The organism is Streptomyces sp. NBC_01298, assembly GCF_035978755.1.
Classification (GTDB): domain Bacteria; phylum Actinomycetota; class Actinomycetes; order Streptomycetales; family Streptomycetaceae; genus Streptomyces.
The window spans coordinates 6,673,691-6,700,178 of the sequence record NZ_CP108414.1 but is presented as its reverse complement, the minus strand read 5'-3'; the positions used below and the strand labels follow the sequence as shown (position 1 = coordinate 6,700,178).

17 protein-coding genes and 1 pseudogene are annotated in these 26,488 nt (G+C 73.7%); 9 read left to right on the top strand and 9 right to left on the bottom strand.

Annotation, left to right across the window (positions count from 1 at the left end; all coding sequences use genetic code 11):
• Positions 1-30: 30 nt before the first annotated feature.
• The gene (locus OG730_RS30425) at positions 31-993 is read right to left on the bottom strand and encodes an FAD binding domain-containing protein (RefSeq protein ID WP_327307225.1); all 963 of its coding nucleotides are present in this window, start codon (positions 991-993) and stop codon (positions 31-33) included.
• Entirely contained in the window at positions 990-3,551 is a 2,562-nt protein-coding gene (locus tag OG730_RS30420; RefSeq protein ID WP_327307224.1) for a molybdopterin-dependent oxidoreductase, read from the bottom strand. Before OG730_RS30420 ends, OG730_RS30425 begins: the two co-directional genes overlap by 4 nt.
• A 422-nt stretch (positions 3,552-3,973) precedes the next feature.
• Between OG730_RS30420 and OG730_RS30415 the strand changes: the two genes are divergently transcribed.
• Both OG730_RS30415 and OG730_RS30410 read left to right on the top strand, forming a co-directional pair.
• The gene (locus OG730_RS30415) at positions 3,974-4,522 is read left to right on the top strand and encodes a GntR family transcriptional regulator (RefSeq protein ID WP_327307223.1); all 549 of its coding nucleotides are present in this window, start codon (positions 3,974-3,976) and stop codon (positions 4,520-4,522) included.
• Entirely contained in the window at positions 4,519-5,301 is a 783-nt protein-coding gene (locus OG730_RS30410; RefSeq protein ID WP_327307222.1) for a GntR family transcriptional regulator, read from the top strand. Before OG730_RS30415 ends, OG730_RS30410 begins: the two co-directional genes overlap by 4 nt.
• A 166-nt stretch (positions 5,302-5,467) precedes the next feature.
• Here OG730_RS30410 and OG730_RS30405 read toward each other — a convergent pair whose 3' ends face one another.
• From OG730_RS30405 to OG730_RS30395, 3 genes are all read right to left on the bottom strand, one after another.
• Positions 5,468-6,928: a glutamate synthase subunit beta gene (locus OG730_RS30405; RefSeq protein ID WP_327307221.1), complete on the bottom strand. Its 1,461-nt coding sequence runs from the start codon at positions 6,926-6,928 to the stop codon at positions 5,468-5,470.
• Positions 6,921-11,471, bottom strand: a complete 4,551-nt coding sequence (gene gltB, locus OG730_RS30400) for a glutamate synthase large subunit (RefSeq protein ID WP_327309485.1) — start codon at positions 11,469-11,471, stop codon at positions 6,921-6,923. Before gltB ends, OG730_RS30405 begins: the two co-directional genes overlap by 8 nt.
• A 376-nt stretch (positions 11,472-11,847) precedes the next feature.
• On the bottom strand, positions 11,848-12,579 hold the full coding sequence (locus OG730_RS30395) for a VIT1/CCC1 transporter family protein (protein ID WP_327307220.1): 732 nt from the start codon (positions 12,577-12,579) through the stop codon (positions 11,848-11,850).
• Positions 12,580-12,848: 269 nt separating this feature from the next.
• Here OG730_RS30395 and OG730_RS30390 point away from each other — a divergent pair, with 269 nt between their 5' ends.
• The 7 genes from OG730_RS30390 (at position 12,849) to OG730_RS30360 (ending at position 21,731) form a co-directional block, all read left to right on the top strand.
• Positions 12,849-13,835, top strand: a complete 987-nt coding sequence (locus OG730_RS30390; RefSeq protein WP_266909514.1) for an ADP-ribosylglycohydrolase family protein — start codon at positions 12,849-12,851, stop codon at positions 13,833-13,835.
• A gap of 602 nt (positions 13,836-14,437) precedes the next feature.
• The gene (locus OG730_RS30385) at positions 14,438-15,916 is read left to right on the top strand and encodes an ADP-ribosylglycohydrolase family protein (protein WP_442815222.1); all 1,479 of its coding nucleotides are present in this window, start codon (positions 14,438-14,440) and stop codon (positions 15,914-15,916) included.
• Positions 15,913-17,103, top strand: coding sequence for an ADP-ribosylglycohydrolase family protein (locus tag OG730_RS30380; protein WP_327307218.1), 1,191 nt, complete (start codon positions 15,913-15,915; stop codon positions 17,101-17,103). The genes OG730_RS30385 and OG730_RS30380 overlap by 4 nt, the downstream gene beginning before the upstream one ends.
• A complete protein-coding gene (locus OG730_RS30375) occupies positions 17,100-18,800 on the top strand; it encodes an ADP-ribosylglycohydrolase family protein (protein WP_327307217.1) in 1,701 nt (566 codons plus the stop codon). Before OG730_RS30380 ends, OG730_RS30375 begins: the two co-directional genes overlap by 4 nt.
• Positions 18,797-19,702, top strand: coding sequence for a ribokinase (gene rbsK / locus OG730_RS30370; RefSeq protein WP_327307216.1), 906 nt, complete (start codon positions 18,797-18,799; stop codon positions 19,700-19,702). The genes OG730_RS30375 and rbsK overlap by 4 nt, the downstream gene beginning before the upstream one ends.
• Positions 19,699-20,913: a CaiB/BaiF CoA transferase family protein gene (locus OG730_RS30365; RefSeq protein ID WP_327307215.1), complete on the top strand. Its 1,215-nt coding sequence runs from the start codon at positions 19,699-19,701 to the stop codon at positions 20,911-20,913. Before rbsK ends, OG730_RS30365 begins: the two co-directional genes overlap by 4 nt.
• Complete coding sequence (locus OG730_RS30360; protein ID WP_327307214.1) at positions 20,910-21,731, top strand: HpcH/HpaI aldolase/citrate lyase family protein; 822 nt, start codon at positions 20,910-20,912, stop codon at positions 21,729-21,731. The genes OG730_RS30365 and OG730_RS30360 overlap by 4 nt, the downstream gene beginning before the upstream one ends.
• Positions 21,732-21,984: 253 nt before the next feature.
• On the opposite strand, the gene lgt is transcribed toward OG730_RS30360, so the two are convergent.
• The 4 genes and pseudogenes from lgt to trpB all read right to left on the bottom strand — a co-directional run bounded on the left by lgt (position 21,985) and on the right by trpB (position 26,347).
• Entirely contained in the window at positions 21,985-23,058 is a 1,074-nt protein-coding gene (lgt, locus tag OG730_RS30355) for a prolipoprotein diacylglyceryl transferase (protein ID WP_327307213.1), read from the bottom strand.
• A gap of 321 nt (positions 23,059-23,379) precedes the next feature.
• Positions 23,380-24,165, bottom strand: a pseudogene (locus OG730_RS30350) (DsbA family protein); the annotation flags it as partial.
• Between the two features lie 122 nt (positions 24,166-24,287).
• Positions 24,288-25,100, bottom strand: coding sequence for a tryptophan synthase subunit alpha (gene trpA / locus OG730_RS30345; protein ID WP_327307212.1), 813 nt, complete (start codon positions 25,098-25,100; stop codon positions 24,288-24,290).
• On the bottom strand, positions 25,097-26,347 hold the full coding sequence (gene trpB / locus OG730_RS30340; protein WP_327307211.1) for a tryptophan synthase subunit beta: 1,251 nt from the start codon (positions 26,345-26,347) through the stop codon (positions 25,097-25,099). The genes trpA and trpB overlap by 4 nt, the downstream gene beginning before the upstream one ends.
• Positions 26,348-26,488: the final 141 nt, after the last annotated feature.

Here is a 26,488-nt window from a genome sequence, read left to right as displayed (position 1 = left end):
CGGGGCCGGGCACGATCCGAAAGGGACGGCCTAACCGGTGAGGGCCGCTCCGGCGGCCCGCTCCAGCACCTCCAGCACGGTGTCCCGGAACAGGGTGGCCTTGTAGCCGGTCTGCGGCAGCGGCCGGCAGCGGGCGAGCACCGTGGCGGCCGCTGCCGCGAGCAGCTCGCGGGTGACCTCCCGGCCGATCAGGACGGTCTCCACCTCCGGCAGCCGCAGCGGAACCCGCGCCACGCCGCCCGCCGCGACGGCGGCGTGCGTGACGGTGGCGCCGTCCAGCGCGAGCCGGGCGGTGGCCTCGACCAGGGGCCATTCGCCGTGGGCCCGGCTGGTGGCCCGGTGGCAGGCGGCGCGCTCGCCCGGCAGGGGCGGCGGCAGCAGGACCGCGGTGAGGACGCGGTCCGGTGCCAGCAGGTGGTCGGCCCGGTGGAGTTGGTCGCCGTCCCCGTACAGATCGGCCACCGTGCGCGGCGATTCGCCGTGGATCTCGGCTCCCGCGTCGTAGGTGAGCAGGGCCATCGCGAGGGTCGACGGATGCGGGGCCACGCACGGGCCGTCGCCGCTGACCACGCCGAAGTGGTGGTCGCCCTCGCGCGCGGGGCAGCCGGAGCCGCCCTTCTGGAGGCAGCTGAAGTGCGGATTGCGGTAGTACCAGCAGCGGTTGCGCTGGAGCAGGTTGCCGCCCAGGGTGCCGGCGGCGCGGATCTGCGGGGTCGCCGCGGTCCCGGCGGACACCGCCAGGGCGGGCCAGCCGGAGCGCAGCCGAGGATCGGTGGCCAGCTCGGCGAGCGTGGTCAGGGCGCCGATCCGCAGCCCGCCGCCGGGCAGCGGCGTACAGCCGCGCAGGCTGCCGGCGCCGTCGAGGTCGGTGAACGGCCCCGGGGCGATGCCCGCACGGTACCGGGCGGTGGTGTCGGTGCCACCGGCGCGCAGCTCCCCGCCACGCGCGAGGACGGCGGCCGAGAGGTCGGTGAGGGTGGGTTCGGCGCTCACGTGGCCAGTCCTTCCAGGAGCCGGTCGGGGCGGATGGGCATGTCGTACGGGCGCCAGCCGGTGGCGTCGTGGACCGCGTTGGCCAGGGCGGCCGCGGTGGGCAGGGTGGAGATCTCCCCGAGGCCGACTCCGGCGCCGGGGACGTGGTCGAAGCCCTCCTGGTGGAAGTGGACGGTGATCTCGGGGGTGTCCCCGATGCCGGGGATGCGGTAGTCCTCCAGGTTGTCGGTCAGCACCCGCCCCGTGGCCGGGTCGGTGCGCCGCTCCTCGAACAGGGCGTAGCCGACGCCCTGGACGACGGCGCCCTCGCACTGGCTGCGGGCGAGCCGTTCCTCGTGGATGCGGCCCGCGGCGATGCCGCTCCACACGCGCAGCGGGCGGATCCGGCCGAGCCGGGTGTCCACCTCCACCTCGGCGACCTGCACCGATCCGGTGAAGCCGCGGCCGATCGCCACGCCGCCCATGGTCAGGTTGAGGGGGGTCACGAAGCCCCGGCGGTCGCGGGGGCGCCGGCCGGTGACCCGTACGCCGTTCGCGAGGCCCAACCGGGACGCCACGTCGCCGTCAGCGGCGCCGAGCGCGTCGCGCAGCCGTTCGGCGGCGTCCAGGGCCGCGGGCACGATCGACGGCGTGGTGCGGCTGCCGCCGGAGGTGGGCCCGTGGACGGTGTCGCTGTGCCCGACCTCGGCACGCACCCGCTCCTCCGGTACGCCGAGTCCTTCGGCGACGGCCCGGCGCAGGACGGTGCGCGAGCCCGTGCCCATGTCCTGCACGGCGCAGCGGGCGACGACGATCCCGTCCTCGACGGTGAGCTCGACCTCGGTGACGGGGTCGAGGAAGTAGAGCCAGTTGGCCGCGGCCACCCCGACGCCCCGGCGGAACCGCCCGGTGCCGCCGCGGGTCCCCGACCAGGCCGGGAGTTCCGCGGCCAGGTCGTACAGGGCGTGGCGCTTCGGGTTCCCGTCCCAGCGGCGGCGCAGGGCGATCGGATCCTGCCCGAGCCGGTGGGCCATCTCGTCGACGGCCTGTTCCAGGGCCCAGCACATCGTGGGTCCGCCGGGTCCGCGGAAGGGGGCGCCCGGGGGCCGGTGGGTGACGGTGTCGAAGTCCCGTAGCCGGCGCGGGGCCTTGCCGTACATGAACCGGGCCAGCGCCGCCACGGTGCCGCCCACCGAGACCCCGCCGTCGGTGTCCACGTCCATGGCCAGCGCGCTCAGCCCGCCCTCGGCGTCCGCGGTCATCGCCAGCCGGATCCGGGTCCCGGGCCGGTACCCGCCGTCGGTGAGCTCCTCGTCCCGGTCCAGCACCACCCGTACCGGGGCGCCGTGCAGCCGGGCCAACTCCACCGCGGCCACGACGTCGGAGGTCAGCCCCATCTTGCAGCCGAAGCCTCCGCCCACGTGGACGGCCCGGGCCCGCACCTGTTCGAGGGGCACGCCGAAGCGCTCGGCGGCGAGCACGGCCACCTGCCTGACCGACTGCGTGGACACCTCCAGGTGGAGGGCGCCGTCGACCCACTCCGCGAGACAGGCGTGCGGTTCGAGCGGCGTATGGCTCTGCGCGGCGGTGGTGAACAGCCCCTCGACCACCCGCTCGGGGCTGTTCTTACGGGCCTCCACGATGCGGCGCACGGCCGTGGCGGGCCGCTTGCTCATGGCGGAGGGTCCCCGCCGGTTCCCGCGCCAGCGGGCGGGCGTCAGCTGAGGAGCCTCCCCCGACCCGGGCGCCAGCTTCCGCGCCGCCTTGTCCTCGTAGACCAGCGGCCCCTCACCGGCCCGGGACCGGCCCACGTCGAGTGCGGCCGGCAGCACCTCGTACTCCACCGTGACCCGCGCGGCGGCCGCCCGCGCGGAGGCCCGGTCCGCCGCCGCGACCGCCGCAACGGGCTGCCCGACGTACCGCACCACGCCGTCGGGCGGAAGCAGCGGCACCACGGCGACATCCCCGGCCTCAAGGGACCGTACGTACGCGTGCGCGTGCGGCGACCGGATGATCACCCCCTCCAGCAGCCCCTCGGCCCGCTGGTCGGTGGTGTACCGCGCGGACCCGTCGACCTTCTCGGGAGCCTCGGCGCGCGGAACGGCGCCCGCCTCCCCGTCGTACTCCCCCGCACACGCCGCCGCGACGGCGCTGAAGATCCCCTCGTAGGCGCCACACCGGCACAGGTGCCCCGCCAGCGCCTCCGCGATCTCCTCCCGCCCCGGCCTGCGCCTTCCGTGCGCGGCCCGCCACCGTTCGAAGAACGCGGCCGCCTCGACCACGAACCCGGGCGTGCAGTAACCGCACTGCAAGGCGTCCTCCCCGGCGAAGGCACGCCCGACCGGGTGACCGGCCAGCCCCTCCACGGTCGTCACCCGCCGCCCGCCCAGCCGCGCGGCCGGCGTCAGACAGGCCACCCGGGGCTCCCCGTCGACCTGGATCGTGCACGCCCCGCACACCCCGCCGGCGCAGACCACCTTGGTCCCGGTCAGCCCCAACCGCTCCCGCACCACCTCGACGGCGGCCGGATCACCGTCCACGTCCACCGCACAGGGGACGCCATTGACCTCGAACTCCACGGGAAGCACTCCTCAGCGTGGGCGGCGGCGACCCCCACACCCACCGGGCTCGCCTTCACCCCCCTTGATAACCCGCCCCCACGGTCCCCGCAGCTCGGCCCGGCGAACGGCCCCGCCCCCGGAACGCCACAACGCCCGCCACCCCTGGTCGGGGACGTGGCGGGCGTGGTGTCACCGTCACTCACCTCACGCCGAGCCCAGCTTGAATCCAGCCCAGACCGTCTTGCCCACTCACTCGTCGCGGATCTTGAACTCGTCCGCAAGCTCGGCCACCAGCCACAGCCCCCGGCCGCTCCGGGCTTCCAAGGCCACACAGGACGTATCGCTATTCGCGAAAGCCAGCAAGGTTGCAGGCTGGGATCGCGCGAAGGCGTCGCTTAACGTGGGCACCGCCAGAGCTCGACGGACACTCAGGAGGCAGCGTGAACGGCAGCGGATGGACCAGCACGTCGATGCCTTACCTGACCCCGCGCGCCGACGGGGCCTCAGACGCCTGGACCGCCGAGGCCGAGGCCGCGGGCCGCCGCGGCGCGCAGCGCATCCTGCACGCCGGCGAGGCCGACACCCCGGCCGAGGTCGCCCTGATGCTCGACCTCGCGAGCGGGGAGACCGTCATCGCCCGCCGCCGGATCATCGAACTCGACGGCCAACCAACCGAATTGACCGACACCTACTACCCTGCCGACATCGCCGCGGGCACCCCTCTGGCCGGAACCGCGAAGATCCGAGGTGGTGCGGTGACCCTGCTGGCCGGGCTGGGATACATCGGCGTACGGGCGGTCGAGAACGTGACGGCCCGGATGCCGGGACCCGAGGAACAGGAGCAACTGCGCCTCGGGCCGGTCGAGCCGGTCCTCCAACTCGCCCGCACCACCTATGACTCCGCGGGCCGGCCGATCCAGGCCGACGTGATGATCATGCCTGCCGGACGCCAGCAACTGCGGTACGAGATCGACATCGAGGTCGCATGACCCTGTCCCCTTCCGAAGCCGCAGGCCCCGACCCCCGGCCGCTCCACGCCCGCATCGCCGCCGATCTGCGGGACGAGATCATGAGCGGCGGCCTCGCGCCCGGATCGAAGCTGCCTTCGACCGCGCGGCTGAAAGCCCGGTTCGACGCCTCCAACGCCACGATCCAGAAGGCCGTCCAGCTCCTCAAGGACGAGGGACTGGCTCTGGGCCGTGCGGGCTCGGCCGTGACCGTACGGGACACCCGGCAACGGACCGTTCGCCCGGCCGGCTCCCTGACACCGGCTGTGGACGGGGCCGCCTACCCATGGCTCGCCGAAGCGTCGGAACCGGCCCGCGCGGCTCACAGCACCCTGCTGGCGGTGGAAGAGGTCCCGGTCGTCGGCGACGTCGCTGCCGCGCTCGGCCTCGCGGTGGGCAGCCCCGCCGTGTGCAGGCACCAACTCCTGAGCATCGACGGCGAACCCGCCGAGCTGGTGAGCTCGTACTACCCGCCCGACCTCGCACGCGGCACCGCCCTGGCGGAACCCCGCCGAATCCGTGGCGGCACTCCGACCCTCCTGGCCGAGCTCGGCTTCCCGCCCCACCGCAGCGTGGACCGGCTCTCCGCCCGCGTCGCGACCCAGGAGCAGTACACCGCCCTACGGCTGCCCGGCGACCTGCCCGTCCTGCGGACCCTCCGTACGGTGTACGGAGCGGAGACGCAGCCGATCGAGGTCACCGTGATGCTGAAGGCGAGCCACCTGTACGAGCTCCAGTACGAGTTCACGCCCGAAGCCTGACTGCCCCGGAACGCCACAACGCCCGCCACCCCTGGTCGGGGACGTGGCGGGCGTTGTGTCAGAGTCCCGTACACCGTTGTACGGACCGTATGAGGGGTCCCGGCCCGGGCCGGGGGTACTGCTCAACCTCAATGACCACCCGACGGTGCGAGCACGGCGTCGAGGATCAGACGGTGATCGAGCGGTCCGTCGGCTTGACCGGGTACGGGAGGGCGCTGGTGCCGGTCAGGAAGCGGTCCACGCCGCGGGCGGCCGAGCGGCCTTCCGCGATGGCCCAGACGATGAGCGACTGGCCGCGGCCGGCGTCGCCGGCGACGAAGACGCCGTCGACGTTGGTCGCGTAGGAGGCGTCGCGCTCGATGTTGCCGCGGGCGTCCATCGCCAGGCCGAACTGCGCCGTGAGGCCGTTCTCCTGGTCGGTGCCGGTGAAGCCCATCGCCAGGGTGACCAGCTGCGCGGGGAGGACGCGCTCGGTGCCGGGCTTCTGGACGAGCTTGCCGTCCTCGAAGGCGACCTCGACGAGGTGGAGGGCCTTGACGTTGCCGTCCTCGTCGCCCTCGAAGTGGGTGGTGGAGACGGAGTAGATCCGCTCGCCGCCCTCCTCGTGAGCAGAGGTGACCTTGTACAGCATGGGGAAGGTCGGCCAGGGCTGGCCGGTCGGCCGGTCCTCGGAGGGACGCGGCATGATCTCCAGCTGCGTGACCGAGGCCGCGCCCTGGCGGTGGGCGGTGCCCACGCAGTCCGCGCCGGTGTCGCCGCCGCCGATGACGACCACGTGCTTGCCCTCGGCCGTGATGGGGGGCGCCATGAAGTCGCCCTCCTGCACCTTGTTCGCGAGGGGGAGGTACTCCATCGCGAAGTGGATGCCGTTCAGGTCGCGGCCCGGGACCGGGAGGTCGCGGGAGATCGTCGCGCCCGCCGCGATGACGACCGCGTCGAACCGCTTGCGCAGGTCGGTGGCGGTGATGTCGCGGCCGACCTCGACGCCGGTACGGAACTTGGTGCCCTCCGCGCGCATCTGCTCGATGCGGCGGTTGATGTGCACCTTCTCCATCTTGAACTCGGGGATGCCGTAGCGCAGCAGCCCGCCGATGCGGTCGGCGCGCTCGTACACCACCACGGTGTGGCCGGCCCGGGTCAGCTGCTGGGCCGCGGCGAGACCCGCCGGGCCGGAGCCGATGACCGCGGCGGTCTTGCCCGACAGGCGCTCGGGCGCCTGGGGGGTGACGTCGCCGTTGTCCCACGCCTTGTCGATGATCGAGACTTCGACGTTCTTGATGGTGACGGCCGGCTGGTTGATGCCGAGCACGCACGCCGACTCGCAGGGAGCCGGGCACAGCCGCCCGGTGAACTCCGGGAAGTTGTTCGTCGCGTGCAGGCGCTCCGAGGCCGCGGTCCAGTCCTCGCGGTACGCGAAGTCGTTCCACTCGGGGATCAGGTTCCCGAGCGGGCAGCCGTTGTGGCAGAACGGAATGCCGCAGTCCATGCAGCGGCCGGCCTGCTTGCTGATGATCGGCAGCAGCGAGCCCGGAACGTAGACCTCGTTCCAGTCCTTGAGGCGCTCGGCCACAGGACGGGTGCAGGCGGTCTCGCGGGGGGTGGTGAGGAAGCCCTTCGGGTCAGCCATTGGTCGCCGCCTCCATCATCTTCTCCGTGGTCTCGGACTCGGAGAGTCCGGCGAGCTCAGCGGCGTCCTTGGCGGCGAGCACTGCCTTGTACGTGGTCGGGATGATCTTGCTGAAGCGGGCCGCCGAGGCGGTCCAGTCAGCCAGGAGCTTCGCGGCCACGGTCGAGCCGGTCTCCTCCTCGTGGCGGCGCACCACATCGTGCAGCCACTGGGAGTCGGTGTCGGAGAGGGCTTCGAGCGCGCCCGTGTTGCCGACGTTGACGTTGGCCGGGTCCAGGTCGATGACGTACGCGACGCCGCCCGACATGCCCGCCGCGAAGTTGCGGCCCGTCTCACCGAGGACGACCGCGGTGCCGCCGGTCATGTACTCGCAGCCGTGGTCGCCCACGCCTTCCGAGACGACCAGGGCGCCGGAGTTGCGGACGCAGAAGCGCTCGCCGGTGCGGCCGCGCAGGAACAGCTCGCCGCCGGTGGCGCCGTAGCCGATCGTGTTGCCCGCGATGGTCGAGTACTCGGCCAGGTGGTCGGCGCCGCGGTCCGGACGGACCACGACACGGCCGCCGGAGAGGCCCTTGCCGACGTAGTCGTTGGCGTCGCCCTCCAGGCGCAGGGTCACGCCCTTGGGGAGGAAGGCGCCGAAGGACTGGCCGGCGGAGCCGGTGAAGGTCAGGTCGATGGTGTTGTCGGGCAGGCCCGCGCCACCGAACCTCTTCGTGACCTCGTGGCCGAGCATGGTGCCGACCGTGCGGTTGATGTTGCGGATCGCGACCTGGGCGCGGACCGGCTGCGCGGTCTCGGCCGAGTCGGCGTTCAGCGCGTCCGCGGCGAGGCGGATGAGCTCGTTGTCGAGCGCCTTCTCCAGACCGTGGTCCTGCTCGATCAGGGCGTGGCGGACCGCGCCCTCGGGCAGCTCCGGCACGTAGAAGAGCGGCTCCAGGTCGAGACCCTGCGCCTTCCAGTGCGTGACGGCCTTGCTGGTGTCGAGGAGCTCGGCGTGGCCGACGGCCTCCTCGATGGTGCGGAAGCCCAGCTCGGCGAGGAGCTCGCGCACCTCCTCCGCGATGAACTCGAAGAAGTTGACGACGAACTCGGGCTTGCCGGAGAAGCGGTCGCGCAGGACCGGGTTCTGGGTGGCGATGCCGACCGGGCAGGTGTCCAGGTGGCAGACGCGCATCATGACGCAGCCGGAGACGACGAGCGGCGCGGTCGCGAAACCGAACTCCTCGGCGCCGAGCAGCGCGGCGATGATGACGTCGCGGCCGGTCTTGAGCTGGCCGTCCGTCTGGACCACGATGCGGTCGCGCAGCCCGTTGAGCAGCAGGGTCTGCTGGGTCTCGGCGAGGCCGAGCTCCCAGGGACCGCCCGCGTGCTTCAGCGAGGTGAGCGGGGAGGCGCCCGTACCGCCGTCGTGGCCGGAGATGAGGACGACGTCCGCGTGGGCCTTGGAGACACCGGCCGCGACCGTACCCACGCCGACCTCGGAGACCAGCTTCACGTGGATGCGGGCGACCGGGTTGGCGTTCTTGAGGTCGTGGATCAGCTGAGCCAGGTCCTCGATGGAGTAGATGTCGTGGTGCGGCGGCGGGGAGATCAGGCCGACACCCGGGGTGGAGTGCCGGGTCTTGGCGACCCACGGGTAGACCTTGTGGCCGGGCAGCTGGCCGCCCTCGCCGGGCTTGGCACCCTGCGCCATCTTGATCTGGATGTCGTCCGCGTTGACCAGGTACTCGCTCGTGACACCGAAGCGGCCGGAGGCGACCTGCTTGATGGAGGAGCGGCGCGCCGGGTCGTACAGGCGGTCCGGGTCCTCGCCGCCCTCACCGGTGTTGGACTTGGCGCCCAACTGGTTCATGGCGATGGCGAGGGTCTCGTGCGCCTCCTTGGAGATGGAGCCGTACGACATGGCGCCGGTGGAGAAGCGCTTGACGATGTCGGCGACCGACTCGACCTCGTCGATGGAGATCGACGGACGTGCCGCCGGACCATCGGTCTTGAAGCCGAAGAGCCCGCGGAGCGTCATGAGGCGCTCGGACTGCTCGTTCACCCGGTCCGTGTACTGCTTGAAGATGTCGTACCGGCGGTTGCGCGTGGCGTGCTGCAGGCGGAAGACCGTGTCCGGGTCGAACAGGTGCGGCTCGCCCTCGCGGCGCCACTGGTACTCGCCGCCGATCTCCAGCGCGCGGTGCGTGGCCGCGATGCCGGAGGCCGGGTACGCCTTGGTGTGGCGCGCGGCCACCTCCTTGGCGATGACGTCCAGGCCGGCGCCGCCGATCTTCGTGGCGGTGCCCGCGAAGTAGGCCGCGACGAACTCCTCGTTCAGGCCGACGGCCTCGAAGACCTGCGCGCCGCGGTAGGAGGCGACGGTGGAGATGCCCATCTTGGACATGACCTTCAGGACGCCCTTGCCGAGCGCGTAGATCAGGTTCTTGATGGCCTGCTCCGGCTCCAGGCCGGACAGGAAGGTACCGGCGCTCAGGAGGTCCTCGACGGACTCCATGGCGAGGTACGGGTTGACCGCGGCCGCGCCGTAGCCGATGAGCAGCGCGACGTGGTGGACCTCGCGGACGTCGCCGGCCTCGATCAGCAGACCCACCTGGGTGCGCTGCTTGGTGGCGATGAGGTGGTGGTGCACGGCCGAGGTGAGCAGCAGCGACGGGATCGGCGCGTGCTCGGCGTCGGAGTGACGGTCCGAGAGGACGATCAGGTGCGCGCCGTTCGCGATGGCCGCGTCGACCTCGCCGCGGATCTCCTCGATGCGGGCGGCCAGTGCCGCGCCGCCGCCCGAGACCCGGTACAGGCCCGAGAGGGTGGCGGCCTTCATGCCCGGCATGTCGCCGTCGGCGTTGACGTGGATGAGCTTGGCCAGCTCGTCGTTGTCGATCACCGGGAACGGCAGCGTGACGCTGCGGCAGGACGCGGCGGTCGGCTCCAGCAGGTTGCCCTGCGGGCCGAGCGAGGACAGCAGCGAGGTGACGAGCTCCTCGCGGATGGCGTCCAGCGGCGGGTTGGTGACCTGCGCGAAGAGCTGGGTGAAGTAGTCGAAGAGCAGCCGGGGGCGCTCGGACAGGGCCGCGATCGGGGAGTCCGTACCCATGGAGCCGAGCGGCTCGCCGGCGGTACGGGCCATCGGCGCGAGGATGACGCGGAGCTCTTCCTCGGTGTAGCCGAAGGTCTGCTGGCGGCGGGTGACCGAGGCGTGGGTGTGCACGACGTGCTCACGCTCGGGCAGGTCCGTCAGCTCGATCTCGCCCGTCTCCAGCCATTCGGCGTACGGGTGCTCGGCGGCCAGCGCGTCCTTGATCTCGTCGTCTTCGATGATCCGCTTCTGGGCGGTGTCGACGAGGAACATCTTGCCGGGCTGCAGGCGGCCCTTGCGGACGACCTTGGCCGGGTCGATGTCCAGGACGCCGACCTCGGAGGAGAGCACGACGAAGTCGTCGTCGGTGACCCAGTAGCGGCCGGGGCGCAGACCGTTGCGGTCGAGGACCGCGCCGACCTGGGTGCCGTCGGTGAAGGTGACGCAGGCGGGGCCGTCCCACGGCTCCATCTGCGTGGAGTGGTACTTGTAGAACGCGCGGCGGGCCGGCGACATGGAGGTGTGGTTCTCCCACGCCTCCGGGATCATCATCAGCACGCTGTGCGGCAGCGAACGGCCGCCGAGGTGGAGCAGCTCCAGGACCTCGTCGAAGGAGGCCGAGTCGGAGGCGTCCGGGGTGCAGATCGGGAAGATCCGCTCCAGGGCGCCCTCGCCGAAGAGGCCGGAGGCCAGCTGGGACTCGCGGGCCCGCATCCAGTTCCGGTTGCCCTTGACCGTGTTGATCTCGCCGTTGTGCGCGACGAAGCGGTACGGGTGGGCCAGCGGCCACGACGGGAAGGTGTTCGTCGAGAACCGGGAGTGGACCAGGGCGATCGCGGAGGCGAAGCGGCGGTCGGAGAGGTCCGGGAAGAACGGCTCCAGCTGGCCGGTGGTCAGCATGCCCTTGTAGACGATCGTGCGGGCGGAGAGCGACGGGAAGTAGACCCCGGCCTCGCGCTCGGCGCGCTTGCGCAGCACGAAGGCCTTGCGGTCCAGCTCGATGCCCGACGTCCCGTTGCTCACGAAGAGCTGCGAGAAGGCCGGCATGGTGGCGCGGGCGCCGTTGCCGAGCAGGTCGGGGGTGACCGGAACCTCGCGCCAGCCGAGAACCGTGAGGTTCTCCTCGGCGGCGATGGCCTCGATCTGCTCCACGGCGACGGCCTGTGCGGTGCCGTCGGCGGGGAGGAAGGCGATGCCGACGGCGTACGCGCCGGCCTCGGGAAGGTCGAAACCGGCCACGTCGCGCAGGAACGCGTCCGGGACCTGGGAGAGGATGCCGGCGCCGTCGCCCGAGTCGGGCTCGGATCCGGTGGCGCCTCGGTGCTCGAGGTTCCGCAATACGGTCAGCGCCTGCTCGACCAGCGTGTGGCTGGCCTCGCCGGTGAGGTTGGCCACAAAGCCGACGCCACAGGCGTCGTGCTCGTTGCGCGGGTCGTACATGCCCTGCTGGGCGGGGCGACCGTCCATGGGCGACCAGGCGGTGTTGCTGAGGCCGGTCGCGGAGTGCGTGGATGCGGAACGCATCGGCTCTCCCGTCGTCGTCGTGGCATATGTGCATAGCCGAGGGACGACGTTGGCCCTCTGCGAAATTTCGTGCAGATTACATGATGACGACAATCCCGAGAAGCGGATATGCCATTCCAGCATGCGGACACTGCACGGGGCAGGCAAGAGGGGACTTTCGCAGGTGTCCTGCCATCGGGACACGGGACGAAGGTCCCGGTACGGGGCGGGCCTCATTGCCCGGCGCCCAGGGAGTGATGCCCGGCGGACACAGGTTCGAAACCGCCGAGTAACTGACTACTTATGTTGCCTACTGCATAGTGTCTCACTCCCTGCACGGTCAGCCTACGGCTCCGCCGATCCAGGTTCCCAGGATGTACGTCACACCCGCGGCCGCGCCACCCAGGACGAGCTGGCGCAGCCCGCTGTACCACCAGGACCGGGCCGTGACCCGGGAGACCACCGCGCCGCAGAGGAAGAGCCCCACCAGGGCCGCGAGCACCGCGGGCCACAGGACGCTCACGCCGAGCAGGTAGGGCAGCAGCGGGACGAGCGCGCCGAGCGCGAACGATCCGAAGGAGGACACGGCCGCGACCATCGGCGACGGCAGGTCGTCCGGGTCGATCCCGAGCTCCTCGCGGGCGTGGATCTCCAGCGCCTGCTCCGGGTCGCGGGACAGCTGCATGGCCACCTCGCGGGCCAGCGCCGGCTCGACGCCGCGCGAGACGTAGAGCTCGGCCAGCTCCTCCATCTCATCGATGGGGTGCTTGTGCAACTGCTGGCGCTCTATGTCCAGTTCGGCGAGCACGAGCTCGCGCTGCGAGGCGACCGAGGTGTACTCCCCCGCCGCCATGGAGAAGGCTCCGGCGGCGAGGCCGGCCAGGCCGGTGACCACGATGACGTGCGGGGCGACGGCGCCGCCGGCCACGCCGGTCATGAGCGCGAGGTTGGAGACGAGCCCGTCCATCGCACCGAAGACCGCCGGGCGCAGCCATCCGCCGTTGACGTCACGGTGGGTGTGGTTGTCGCGGTGGGCGGTGTGAAGCGGTGCTTCGATATCGATGATGGACATGTCGGCCTATCTCCCCTTTTGTACGAATGAGTGCGCAGAGCTGTGCCATGGACGACGCGCGGACACCCACTCCCCCTGAACACCTCGAAACTACGCACGATTTTCGCCGCCCGCCAGCAAGGAAGGCCGTACTTACCTGGGGTTTTGGGGATCGGCGACCGGGTGACGGCGGTGCGCGGCGGGTGTTTCGCGACGAGCGACAAACCACATGCCATGGCACAAATCCCCCAAGGGCTCAATATGAGTCCCATCAAGTGGAGAGGCGCGCCATGGAGCTGATTGCATGCAATCCGCAGGTCCTCCTCGAACGGGCCCGGGGCGCTCTTCTCGGACTCGCGGTGGGTGACGCGCTGGGCGCCCCCGCGGAGAACATGAAGCCGTCGGAGATCCGGGCGAAGTGGGGCCGGATCGAGGGCTTCGTCTCGGACGACCCGGCGGGCACGGACGACACCGAGTACGCGATCTTCTCGGGGCTGCTGCTGGCCCGCCACGGATCGGCGCTGACGGTCGCGCACGTGGAACGGGCGTGGCACCACTGGATCGCGGACCTGGACGAAGGCCCGTTCCGCGGCGCGGGCTTCTCGGAACGCGGCACCCTGGAGAACCTCCGCCGGGGCCTGGCGGCCCCCATCTCCGCCCAGCACCGGCACGCCTGGTCGGACGGTCTGGCCATGCGGGCGGCCCCCTTCGGCGTCTTCGCGGCGGGCCGGCCCGCCGAGGCCGCCCGGCTGGTCGCCATCGACGGCTGCGTCAGCCACGACGGCGAGGGCATCTACGGCGGCCAGGCCGTCGCGGCGGGGGTCGCGGCGGCGATGGCCGGGGGCTCGGCGGCCTCCGTCATCTCGGCGGCCCTCTCGGTCATCCCCTCGGACTCCTGGACGGCCCGCTCCCTGCGCCGGGCCGTGACGGCCGCTCCGCGCGGCGAGCGGGCGGTGCGTTCGGCGGTGGTCATCGGCGGCTACCCCTGGACGGACCTGGCCCCGGAGGCGGTCGGCCTCGCCTTCGGCGCGTTCGCCGCGTGCGGCGGCGACTTCGCCTCCTCCGTCCTCATGGCGGTCAACATGGGCCGCGACGCGGACACCACGGCCGCCGTCGCGGGCGCGCTCGCCGGCGCGATGTCCGGCGCCCCCGCCATCCCGGCCGCCTGGTCCTCGGTGATCGGCCCGGTCCGCGGCAGCTGCCTCCCCTCGATGCGCGGCTACCACGTCCTGGACATCGCGGACCTCCTCACCCCGGAAACCGAGACCCCCCGATGACCCTGACCCCGACGCCCCCGTCCACGAAGACCCCGCCCCGGGAACCGGCCCCCCTCACGGACCCACCGGGCCCGCCCCCACGGGACACCCCCGAGGCCGAGCAGCCCCGAAAGGCCGACACCCTGCCGGGGCCGAACCCGGCCGACACCCTGCCCGGGCCGGACCCGGAGGGCCACACCCCGGCCGGACCGAACCCGGCTGACGCCCTCAGCGAGTCGGACCCGGAGGGCGACACTCCGGCCGGGCGGAGCCCGGAGGGCCACACCCTGACCGGGCGGAATCCGGCCGACGCCTTCACCGGGCGGGACCCGGAAGGCGATACCCCGGCCGGGGAGACCCCACGCGGCGGTACCCCGACCGGCTCGGCCCTGGGCCGGGGGGCCGCCGGCACGCCGGTGCCCGAGTTCCTCCGATCCGCTCCCGCGGTACGGGGCCACGCCGCTCCCGGGGCGGCGGGGACGACGGCCGCCCCCGTCCGGGGGCCCGGGGGCCTGCCCCCGGTTTCGGGAAGGGGCGGGTACGGGGAAAGTCCCCCCGCCCCGGAGCCGGCCCCGGCCGAGCACGACGCCCCGCCGCGCGCGCAGGCCCGTACCGCCGGCGCGGTGGACGCGCCCGGCCGGGGGACCACGGGCGGCACCCCGCCCCCGAACGGGACCGCCCCCGGCCGGGACGCCCCGCCGCCGCGTGCCGCGACCGGGCCCGGACGGCCCCACACCGCCCCGCCGGAAGCCCCGCCGGGCACCACCTCGCCAGGGGCCCGGGCCACCACTGGCACCGACACCGTTGCGGCGACCCGCACCGCCCCGGCGGAGGGTGCGGGCCGCCCGCTCACCGCCCCGTCGGGACCCGCACCGCGGGACGCGCAGCCCCGTACGGCCACGGCCACGGCCACAGCCCCCCGAACCGAGGCCGACCCCGTCGGCCCCCGCCGGATCGAGGGGCTCCTCCTCGGGCTCGCCGCCGGCGACGCCGCCGGATGGCCCGCGGCCCGCCACCGCGCCAGCCGGATGCCCGAGTGGACCCGCCGCCTCACCCGCGAGCTCGACACCTTCGCCGAGCAGAACGCCACCACCACCCTCCCCGTCCCCATCGCCCTCAACCAGCCCCCGGAGCCGCTGCGCCTCGGCCCCTCCGACGACGCCGAATGGGCCGCCTTCGCCGCCGAGTCGGTCCTCACCGCCGCCGGGGTGCTGCTCAGCGACCTCTCCCGGTCCCGCCGCATGCGCGCCGCCATCGACCTCGCCTGGAACGCCCTGGCCAGCGAGGTCGCCGCGGCAGCGGAACGCGCGCCCGAGGTCGAGTCCGCCGTCCTGCCCCTCCGGGCCCGGATCTCCGTCCGGGCCGGCCTCGGCAACCTCGCCGCCGGCCTGCGTCCGCCCGCCACCGGCCACGACAACCCGCACTACTTCGACGACGCCGCCTGCATCCGTGCCTGCGTCCTCGCCGTCGTGCACCCCGGGGACCCCGAAGCGGCCGCGGACCTCGCCGAGTTCGACGCCCGCTACACCCAGGACGGCGACGGGGTCCACGGCGCCCGCGCCATGGCCGCCGCCATCGCCACCGCCCTCGCGAGCACCGGGACCTGCACCGCGGCGGATACGGACGCCGCCGTCGACGCCGCCCTCGCGCAGCTCCCCGAGTCCACCGAGATCGGCCGCAACGCCCGGCACGCGGTGAAACTCGCCCGCGCCGAGAGGGGCGCGGCCGGCGGGGCCTTCGCGATCGTCCCGCTCCTGGAGCACCAGATCGTCGACCACGTCTACAGCTACGGCATCGCCGCCGCGGAAACCGTCCCCGTGGCCCTGGCCCTCGCCACCGCCGCCCGCGGCCGGGTCGGGGAGGCGGTCCCGGCCGCCGCCTGCCTGTCGCGCGTCGCGGACTCCGCCCCCGCCCTCGCCGGCGCGCTGACCGGCGCGCTCGGCGGCGGCGACTCGCTCCCCGCCGCCTGGCGCGAAGCGTGCCGCGTCCTCTCCGGCTGCGCCCTCCCCCGCCTCGCGGGCACCGACCTCGTCGAACTGGCCGCGCTGCTCACCCGTACGGAACTCACCTCACCCAAGCCCCAAGGAAAGCCCCGCACATGACGACCCTGACCCCCGTGGACCCCACGCCCCACACCCACACCCCCTCCCCCACCCTGGACGACCGGATCACCGGCGCCCTCGTCGGCGCGGCCGTCGGCGACGCGCTGGGCGGCCCGGTGGAGGGCTGGACGCCGGAACAGATCGTGGAGCGGCACGGCGGCCGGGTGCGCGGCATCGTCGGCCCGTGGCACGAGGACTGGCGTACGGCCCGCCCGATCGCCCCGTACCACAAGGGCGACGGCCACGTCACCGATGACACCCTGATGACGCACGCGCTGGTCCGGGTCTACGAGGCCGTACGGGACCACCTGGACGCGTACGCGATCGCCGAGCACCTGGTCCCGGATCTGATGACGGTCCCCCGCTGGATCCCCGAACTGGAGGCGGACGCCCTCCCCCTCCAGCGGATCTTCCTCGCCGAGAAGTGGATCGTGACCCGGCTGCACTACGCGCACGCGGACCCGCGGGAGGCGGGCACCGGCAACATCGTCAACTGCGGCGCGGCGATGTACATGGCGCCGGTCGGCCTCGTCAACGCGGGCAATCCGGCCGGGGCGTACGCGGAGGCGCTGGACGTCACCGGCGCGCACCAGTCCTCGTACGGGCGGGAGGCCGCGGGGGTGTTCGCGGCGGCGGTGGCGGCTGCGTGCGCACCGGGCGCGACGGCCACCTCGGTCATCGACACCGCGCTCTCCCTGGCCAAGGACGGCACCCGCGAGGCCATCGCGGCGGTCTGCGAAGTCGCGGCCCGCCACCGGGACTTCGAGTCGGCCCTGTCGCCGCTCCGGGCGGCGGTCGCCCCGTACGACTCGGTCGGCCCGGACTACCGCGCCCCGTCCCTGGGCGCGCGGCGCCCGTCCCGCCTGCACTCCATCGAGGAACTCCCCATCGCGCTCGGCATGTTGCTCGTGGCCGACGGCCGCTACGAGACCTCCGTGCTCGGCGCGGTCAACTACGGCCGGGACTGCGACTCCATCGCGACCATGGCCGGTGCGATCGCGGGCGCCCTGTCGGGCGAGGCTGCCGTCCCGGCCGCCTGGGCGGACCGGGTCGCGGAGGCCAGCCGTCTGGACCTGCGCGCCCCGGCGATTTCGCTGGCCGCGACCACCCGGGAGGTCTTCGCCCGCGACGCCTCCCGCCGCCGCACCCACGAAGCCGCCTTCGCGACCCTGACGACCCCCCGATGACCCCCACCCGCCCGGCGCTCCCACCGGCTTCCCCGGCCCCGGCCCCGAACACGCGCGGCGCCACGGGAGCGGTGGCCTTCGGCCCGGCCCCGCCTGAGCCCGGCTCCGGACCTGCGGCCCGCGGCCCGGACCGGGCCGGGGGCGGGACTTCCCCCACCCCGCCCCTTCCCGAAACCGGGGGCAAGCCCCCGGTCCCCGTCCGGCTGACCTGGGTGCAGCCCGAGGATCTGGTCGGCCACGAGTTCCGGCAGGCCGCCGAGGACGGCCGCGGGGAGGCCGCGGAGCCCCTGCTGCGGGTCTGGCTCGCGGCGGGCGGCCACCTCGCCCCGGCCCGGGCGGGCGCCTCCCCCGCCCCGGCCCCGCCGGAACTCCGAGTCCTGGCCACCGACCTCCTGACGGCCCTGGCGGCCCTCCCCACCCCCACCGACCCGGCCCCGTGGCCCGCCGCCCCCCAGAGCCACGAGCCCGCCCACCCCCCGGGGCCCAGAACCGAGGCCGGGGACGTGCCCGGAACCGAGCGCCTACCCGGGGCCGAGGGCCTGCCCGGGGCCGGGGCCGAGGCCGCCACCGGCGCCCGGGCCGGCTACGGCACCGCGGGGCGCTGGGCCGGGGCGGCCGCCCCCGGCTCCGGGCTGCGCCGGAGGCTGGAGGCGGCCTGGGTCGGGCGGGCCGTCGGGTGTGTGCTGGGGAAGCCCGTGGAGAAGCTGCCCCTGCACGGGATCCGGGCCCTGGCCAGGGCCGCCGGGAACTGGCCCCTGGCCGACTGGTTCACCGAGCGCGGCGTCCCACCGGAGGTGCTCGCCGCCCACCCCTGGAACCGCCGCTCCGCGCCCACCTCCCTCGCCGAGAACATCGACGGCACGCCCGAGGACGACGACCTCAACTACCCCCTCCTCGGCCTGCTCCTCCTCCAGCGCCACGGCAAGGGCTTCACCACCGCCGACGTCGGCCGGCTCTGGCTCGACGAGCTCCCGGCCGGCCGGACCTTCACCGCCGAGCGGGTCGCGTACCGCAATCTGCTGCAAGGTCTGGAGCCCCCCGCCACCGCCACCCACCACAACCCCTTCCGCGAATGGATCGGCGCCCTGATCCGCGCGGACGTCCACGGCTGGACCAACCCGGGCGACCCGGCCGCCGCCGCGGCCCAGGCGCACCGGGACGCCGCGCTCACCCACACCGGCAACGGCGCCCACGCCGCCGCGTTCGTCGCCGCCGCCACCGCCACCGCGGCCACCGGGCGGGCCGACGTGCACACCGCGCTCCGGGCCGGCCTGGCCGTCGTACCGCCCCGCTCCCGCCTCGCCGAGGCGGTCGGCTACGGGATCCGGGCGGCCTCGGACGCGCACCGCACCGGCGCCGAGTTCGATACCGTCGTCAACCTGCTCCACGCCCGCTACGGCCACTACCACTGGGTCCACGCCGTCCCCAACGCCGCCGTGATCGCCGCCGCCCTCACCCACGCCGACGGGGACTTCACCCACTCCGTCTGCCGCGCCGTGTCCGGCGGCTGGGACACCGACTCCAACGGCGCCACCGCCGGCGCCCTCGCCGGACTGCTCGCCGGCTCCCCCGACGCCATCCCGCACCGCTGGACCGCCCCGTTGAAGAACCGCCTCGCCACCACCGTCCCCGGCTTCGACGGCATCGGCTTCGACACCCTCGCCCACCTCACCGCACAGGAGGCAGCCCGCCCATGACGGCCATCGCCGTGCTCGGCAGTACCAACATGGACCTCGTCGCCTACGTCGCCAAGGCCCCCCGCCTCGGGGAGACCGTCACCGGCCGCGACTTCCGCACCGTCCCCGGCGGCAAGGGCGCCAACCAGGCCGTCGCCGCCGCCCGCAGCGGCGCGGAGGTGGTGATGATCGGCGCGGTGGGGGCCGACGAGTTCGGCGTACGGCTGCGCTCCGCGCTCACCGGCGCCGGGGTCGGGACGGCGGCCCTGCGCACCGTCGAGGGCGCCAGCGGCACCGCGCACATCACCGTGGACGACGAGGGCGGCAACAGCATCATCGTCATCCCCGGCGCCAACGCCCTGGTCACCGCCCTGGAGCCGGGCGACGCCGCCCGGATCGGCGCCGCCGACTCCCTGCTCCTCCAGCTCGAACTGCCCCTGGAGGCCGTGCTCGCCGGCGCGCTGGCCGCCCGCGACCACGGCGTACGGACCATCCTCACGCCGGCCCCGGCCCAGCCGCTGCCCGCCGAACTCCTTGCCGCCACCGATCTGTTGGTGCCCAACGAGCACGAGGCCGCCGCCCTCACCGGGCTCACCGACGTGCACCTGGCCGCGGCCGCCCTGCTCCAGGACGTGCCGGAGGTGGTCGTCACCCTCGGCGCGGCCGGGGTGTTGTACGCCGCCCGCGGCCGCGAGCCGCTGGCCGTGCCCGCGCCGCGCGTACGGGCCGTGGACACCACCGCCGCCGGGGACACCTTCGTCGGCGCGCTCGCCGTGGCCCTGGGCGAGGGCCGGCCGATGCCCGGGGCGCTGCGCTGGGCCTCGGCGGCCGCCGCCCTGTCCGTGCAGCGCCCCGGCGCCCAGGACTCGATGCCGACCCGCTCCCAGACCGACACCTTCGCCCGCTCCGGAGCCGCCTCATGACGCCCGCCGACCGGGACGCCGCCCCCGCCCCGCCCCTGCGAGGGCTCCGCGTCCTCGACCTCGCCACCCTCTTCGCCGGTCCCCTCGCCGCCACCCTGCTCGGCGACTTCGGCGCCGAGGTCGTCAAGGTGGAACACCCGACCCGCCCCGACCCCTCCCGCGGCCACGGCCCCGCCAAGGACGGCATCGGCCTCTGGTGGAAGCTGCTCGGCCGCAACAAGCGGACGATGACCCTAGATCTGTCCAGCCCCGGCGGCCGGGACACCCTGCTGCGCCTGGTCGCCACCGCCGACGTGGTGATCGAGAACTTCCGCCCGGGGACCCTGGAGCGCTGGGGCCTGGGCTGGCCCGAGCTGTCCGCCGCGAACCCGCGGCTGATCCTGACCCGCGTGACGGCCTTCGGCCAGGAGGGCCCGTACGCCCACCGCCCCGGCTTCGGCACCCTCGCGGAGGCGATGAGCGGCTTCGCGGCGATCACCGGGGAGCCGGAGGGGCCGCCGACCCTGCCGCCGTTCGGGCTCGCGGACTCCATCGCCGCGCTGACCACCGCGTACGCCGTGATGGCGGCGCTCGCCGGGCGCGACCGCACCGGGCACGGGCAGGTGGTGGACCTGGCGATCATCGAGCCGATCCTGACCGTCCTCGGGCCGCACCCGCTCTGGTACGACCAGCTCGGCTACGTCCAGCCGCGCACCGGCAACCGTTCCACCAACAACGCGCCCCGCAACACGTACCGCAGCCTGGACGGCCGCTGGCTGGCGGTCTCCACCTCCGCCCAGTCCATCGCCGAGCGGGTGATGCGGCTCGTGGGGCGGCCCGAGCTGATCGCCGAGCCGTGGTTCGCCACGGGCTCCGGGCGGGCCGGTCACGCGGACGTGCTCGACGAGGCGGTCGGCGGCTGGATCGCCCGCCACAAGGCGGACGAGGTGACGGCCGCCTTCGAGGAGGCCGAGGCCGCGGTCGCGCTGGTCTACGACGTACGGGACGTCATGGCCGATCCGCAGTACGCGGCCCTGGACACGATCACCGAGGTAGACGATCCGGAGCTGGGCCCGATCCGCATGCAGAACGTCCTCTTCCGGCTCTCGGACACCCCGGGCTCCATCCGCTGGGCGGGCCGCCCGCACGGCGCGGACACCGATGCCGTACTCGCCGAGATCGGCCTCACCCCGGCCGAGATCACCGCACTGCGCACGGAAGGAGCCCTGTGATCCTGACCTGGCTCTACGTACCCGGCGACCGCCCCGAGGTGGTGTCCAAGGCACTGCACGCCGGGGCCGACGCCGTGATCGTGGACCTGGAGGACGCGGTATCGGCCTCCCGCAAGGAGTACGCCCGCGCCGCCACGGCCGAACTGCTCGGCGACCGGCATCCGGTCCCGGTCCACGTACGCGTCAACGCCCTGGACTCCCCCTGGGGCGGCGCCGACCTCAGCGCGCTGGGCGGGCTCCACGGCCTCGCCGGGCTGCGCCTGCCCAAGATCTCCTCGCCGGAGCAGATCACCGCCACCGCCGACCGCGCCCCCGGGGTGGCCCTGTACGCCCTGCTGGAATCGGCGATCGGCGTGGAACGGGCCTACGACATCGCCCGCGCGCACCCCGCCCTGCGCGGGCTGTCCCTGGGCGAGGCGGACCTGCGGGCCGACCTCGGCGTCACCGCGGAGTCGGGCCTGGACTGGCCGCGCTCCCGGGTGGTGGTCGCGGCCCGCGCGGCCGGGCTGGCGCCGCCGGCCCAGTCGGTGTTCCCCGACATCCGGAACCTGGAGGCACTGGCCGCCTCCTGCGCCCGGGGCCGCGCCCTCGGCTTCCTGGGCCGCGCGGCGATCCACCCGCGCCAGCTCCCGGTCATCGAGCGGGCCTACCTGCCCGGCCCGGCGGAGGTCAGCGCCGCCGCGGAGATCGTGGCCGCGGCCCGCCGCACCCCGGGCGCGGTGGCCCTGCCCGACGGCCGCTTCGTCGACCCGGCGATGCTGGCGGGCGCGGAACGGGTGGTGGCCCTGTCCCACAGGGTCGCACCGGTCCTCTCCTGACCGACAGCCACCCGCCTCCGCACGCGAGCGGCCTGCTGTCCGGAACGGTGCCCCCGTCCGGCCCCGCACCCGGGCGGGCGGGCCCAGTCGCCGCCCACCCCCCGACCGCCCAGGACCCGCACCGCCCCCGGCGGGCGGACGGCCCCGACGGGGGCGGTGCGGGGGCGCGGCCCCGTGGTTGCCCGCGCACGCGAAAGGGGAGGGGCGCCGCGCGATGTGCGCGGCGCCCCTCCCGTTTCGACCGTCGCTGCGGTCAGAGCTTCTTGGCCCCGGGGACCTCGGCCTTGTCCTTGCCGTCGGCTTCGCCCTCGGCGTCCACCGGCTCGGCACCGGCCTCGGCCCCGGCGTCAGCCGCGACTTCGCCCTCGGCGTCCGCGGTGACCTCGCCCGGGGGCTTGTCCCCGGTCTCGGCCCCTGCCTTGTCCTTGGCCTCGGCCTTGTCTCCGGCCTTGTCGCCCTCGGCGCCGGCCTCCCCGGCCGGGGTGTCGCCGTCCTTGGCTCCGGCCACGGAGTCAGTGTCCGGCTCGACGACCTCCTCGCGGCCCGGCCGCAGCTTCGCCGACAGCACCAGGTACACGACGGCGAGCACGAAGACGACGATCGAGGTCCAGACGTTGAGCCGCAGACCGAGGATGTGGTGGGCCTCGTCGACCCGCATGTACTCGATCCAGCCGCGCCCCACGCAGTACGCCGCGACGTACAGCGCGAACGCCCGCCCGTGTCCGAGCTTGAAGCGCCGGTCGGCCCAGATCACCAGCAGGGCGACACCGACGCACCACAGGGACTCGTAGAGGAAGGTCGGGTGGTAGGTCCCGGCGACCCGGTTCGGGCCGTCGGTGATCTTCACCGCCCACGGCAGATCGGTGGCGCGGCCGTACAGCTCCTGGTTGAACCAGTTGCCCCAGCGTCCGCAGGCCTGGGCCAGCGCGATGCCGGGGGCCAGGGCGTCGGCCCAGGCCGGCAGCGGGATGCCGCGCCGGCGACAGCCGATCCAGGCACCGACCGCGCCCAGCGCGATGGCGCCCCAGATGCCGAGGCCGCCCTCCCAGATCTTGAAGGCGTCGACCCAGTCGCGGCCCTCGCCGAAGTAGAGCTGGTAGTCGGTGATCACGTGGTAGAGGCGACCGCCGACCAGGCCGAACGGCACCGCCCACACGGCGATGTCCGCGACCGTGCCCGGCTTACCGCCGCGCGCGATCCAGCGCTTGTTGCCGAGCCAGACGGCGACGAAGACGCCGATGATGATGCAGAACGCGTAGCCGCGCAGCGGGATCGGCCCGAGATGGAGCACGCCCGTCGACGGACTGGGAATGAAGGCAAGGTTCATGGCAAGAGCCGACGCTACCTTGCCGGACGGTGGTGACCGCAACCCGTCCGGCAAGCTGCTGCCGAATCGAGACGGCCGTCAGTGCCCCATGGGCATCCCGTCGTGGTCCGCAGAGGCGTCGGCGGAGCCCGAACCGCCCGTGGCCGACCGTCCCGCCGAGCGGGCCGAGGAGGACGGGGAGGCCTTCGCCGAGCCCGACGCGGAAACGGAGGACGACGGCGATCCGGACTTCGACTTGGACTTGGATCCGGACGCCGACGCCGATGCTGACGCCGACGCCGACGGAGACGCCGACGGCGAGCCCTTCACCCCGCCCGGGCCGCCCTTGCCGGCCGCTTCCACCTTCTCCTTCAGCTTCTGCGGGGTCAGCGGGTTGGCCTGGTCCGCGAAGATGTCCTTGCCGTCGAGCAGCACGGTCGGGGTCCCGCGGAACTTGCCCGCGCGGAAGGCGTCCTGCGACTTGTTCACCCAGCTGTCGTGCGTACCGTCCTCGACGCAGGTGCGGAACGCGGGGGTGTCCAGTCCGTCGACCTTCCCGGCCAGCTCCAGCAGCTTGGCGTTCTTGCCGTAGGCGTCGTTGGTCTCCTCGGGCTGGTTGTCGAAGAGCACGTCGTGGTAAGGGGAGAACTTCCCGGCGTCCTGCGCGCAGGCGGCGGCGTTGGCGCTCTTGAGCGAGCCGGTGCCGCCCATGTTCCCGTCGATCAGGGTGACGAGGTGGTACTCGACCTTGAGGAGGCCCTTGGCCTCCAGCTCGTGGACGGTGTCCCGGTAATTGGTCTCGAAGGCCTTGCAGGCCGGGCAGCGGAAGTCCTCCCACACGGTCAGCGTGGAGGGGGCCTCGTCCTTGCCGGCCTGGATGGCCAGCGCGTCCTTGCCCGTGGCTCCGGAGGGGGCCACCAGCGGGCCGCCCTTGGCGGAGGATCCGCCCTTGCCGGTGTTCGCCGCGATCAGGCCGACGACGGCCGCCAGCCCGAGTACGCCGACCACCGCCGCCGACACGACGAGGGTCCGCCGCCGCTTGTCCCTCGCCTTCTGCTTCTCGCGCTCCGCCTGGAGTCGCTCGCGGGCCGATCGTTTCGTCGCATCGCGGTTCGCACCGTCGTTCATGTCGCTCACGTTCGGCCAAACGAAGCAGGGAGGCACTCTCGTGCCTCCCTGCCCCTACTTCCACCCGATCGGGCTACAGAACCCGCTCAGGGGTCCGGCTGCCCTATCGAACGCGCAACACGTCAGCTCCGGCGCACTCCCGCGGCGAGCTCGCCCGCCAGTGCCTTGACGGCGGCCAGCCCGGCGGGCAGGTCCGGCGCGTCGAGCAGCAGCTTCACGAAGGCCGAGCCGACGATGACGCCGTCGGCGAAGCCCGCGACCTCCTTGGCCTGGACGGCGTTGGAGACGCCCAGTCCGACGCAGACCGGCAGGTCGCTGGTGGCGCGGGTGCGCCGGACCAGGTCGGCGGCCTGGTTGCCGACCGACTCGCGGGTGCCGGTGACGCCCATGAGGGAGGCGGCGTAGACGAAGCCGGAGCCGGCCGCCGTGATGGTGGCGAGGCGCTCGTCCTTGCTGCTGGGAGCCACGACGAAGACGGTCGCCAGACCGTGCTTGGCCGCGTGCTCGCGCCACAGCGCGGACTCCTGGACCGGCAGGTCGGGCAGGATGCAGCCCGCGCCGCCGGCCTCGGCGAGCTCGGCGGTGAACCGCTCGACGCCGTAGCGGTCGATGGGGTTCCAGTACGTCATGACGAGGATCGGGGCGCCCGTGGCCTCGTACGCCTCGCGGACGGTCCGCAGGGTGTCCGCGATCTTGACCCCGCCGCGCAGGGCGATGTCGTCGGCGGTCTGGATGATGGCGCCGTCCAGGACCGGGTCGCTGTGCGGGAGGCCGATCTCGACCACGTCCGCGCCGCCGGCGATGACGGCCTTGACGGCTTCGATGGCCCCGTCCACGGTCGGGAAGCCGGCCGGGAGGTAGGCGACGAGGGCCGCGCGGTCCTCGGACTTCGCCTTCGCGAGGGTGGCCGAGAGGAGTTCGATGGTGCCGCTCACTTGGTCTCCCCCTCGGAGGCGTCGTACAGGTCGAAGTAGCGGGCGGCGGTGTCCATGTCCTTGTCGCCGCGGCCGGACAGGTTGACGACGAGCAGCCCGTCCTTGCCGAGCTCCTTGCCGAGGTCCAGCGCGCCCGCGAGGGCGTGCGCCGACTCGATGGCCGGGATGATGCCCTCGGTGCGCGAGAGCAGCCGCAGGGCCTGCATCGCCTGGTCGTCGGTGATCGCGCGGTATTCGGCGCGGCCCGCGTCCTTGAGGTACGAGTGCTCCGGGCCGATGCCCGGGTAGTCCAGACCGGCCGAGATGGAGTAGGGCTCGGTGATCTGGCCCTCCTCGTCCTGCAGGACGTAGGAGCGCGATCCGTGCAGGATGCCGGGCTCGCCCGCGGTCAGGGTCGCCGCGTGCTCGCCGGTCTCCACGCCGTGTCCGGCGGGCTCGAAGCCGACCAGGCGGACGTCGGCGTCCGGGATGAAGGCGTGGAAGAGGCCGATGGCGTTCGAGCCGCCGCCCACGCACGCCGCGACGGCGTCGGGGAGGCGTCCGGCTCGCTCCAGGATCTGGCGGCGGGCCTCGACGCCGATGACGCGGTGGAAGTCGCGGACCATGGCGGGGAAGGGGTGGGGTCCCGCGACCGTGCCGAAGAGGTAGTGGGTGCGGTCCACGTTGGCGACCCAGTCGCGGAACGCCTCGTTGATGGCGTCCTTCAGCGTCCGGGAGCCGGACTTCACCGCGATGACCTCGGCGCCCAGGATGCGCATCCGGGCCACGTTCAGCGCCTGGCGCTGGGTGTCGATCTCGCCCATGTAGATCGTGCACTCGAGGCCGAAGAGCGCGCAGGCGGTGGCGGTGGCCACGCCGTGCTGACCGGCTCCGGTCTCCGCGATGACGCGGGTCTTGCCCATGCGCTTGGTGAGCAGCGCCTGGCCCAGCACGTTGTTGATCTTGTGCGAGCCGGTGTGGTTCAGGTCCTCGCGCTTGAGGAAGATCCGCGCTCCGCCCGCGTGCTCGGCGAAGCGGGGCACCTCGGTCAGGGAGCTGGGACGGCCGGTGTAGTTGACCATCAGGTCGTCGAGCTCGGCCGCGAAGGCCGGGTCGCCCTTGGCCTTCTCGTACTCGACGGCGACCTCGTCCACGGCGGCGACGAGCGCCTCCGGGATGAACTTGCCGCCGAAGTCGCCGAAGTAGCCCTCGGCGTTGGGGATGTGACCCTCGGGGTCCGGGATGAAGAAACTGCTGGCGCTGGACATGCCCAGGTACTCCTACGGATGCGACGCGGATGTCTTCACCGTATTGCGCCGTCCGCCCGCGATGCGCACACCCCGCTGGGGCATGGGCGTACGAGGGTGCGGAGCGGCCCGTCCAGGAGCCGGCGGCTCGGGGGAACGGAC

Coding starts and splice junctions, on each gene's coding strand:
- OG730_RS30410 (WP_327307222.1), top strand. CDS start 4,519: ATGACCCTGTCCCCTTCCGAAGCCGCAGGCCCCGACCCCCGGCCGCTC.
- OG730_RS30405 (WP_327307221.1), bottom strand. CDS start 6,928: ATGGCTGACCCGAAGGGCTTCCTCACCACCCCCCGCGAGACCGCCTGC.
- gltB (WP_327309485.1), bottom strand. CDS start 11,471: ATGGACGGTCGCCCCGCCCAGCAGGGCATGTACGACCCGCGCAACGAG.
- OG730_RS30395 (WP_327307220.1), bottom strand. CDS start 12,579: ATGTCCATCATCGATATCGAAGCACCGCTTCACACCGCCCACCGCGAC.
- OG730_RS30390 (WP_266909514.1), top strand. CDS start 12,849: ATGGAGCTGATTGCATGCAATCCGCAGGTCCTCCTCGAACGGGCCCGG.
- OG730_RS30380 (WP_327307218.1), top strand. CDS start 15,913: ATGACGACCCTGACCCCCGTGGACCCCACGCCCCACACCCACACCCCC.
- OG730_RS30375 (WP_327307217.1), top strand. CDS start 17,100: ATGACCCCCACCCGCCCGGCGCTCCCACCGGCTTCCCCGGCCCCGGCC.
- rbsK (WP_327307216.1), top strand. CDS start 18,797: ATGACGGCCATCGCCGTGCTCGGCAGTACCAACATGGACCTCGTCGCC.
- OG730_RS30365 (WP_327307215.1), top strand. CDS start 19,699: ATGACGCCCGCCGACCGGGACGCCGCCCCCGCCCCGCCCCTGCGAGGG.
- lgt (WP_327307213.1), bottom strand. CDS start 23,058: ATGAACCTTGCCTTCATTCCCAGTCCGTCGACGGGCGTGCTCCATCTC.
- trpB (WP_327307211.1), bottom strand. CDS start 26,347: ATGTCCAGCGCCAGCAGTTTCTTCATCCCGGACCCCGAGGGTCACATC.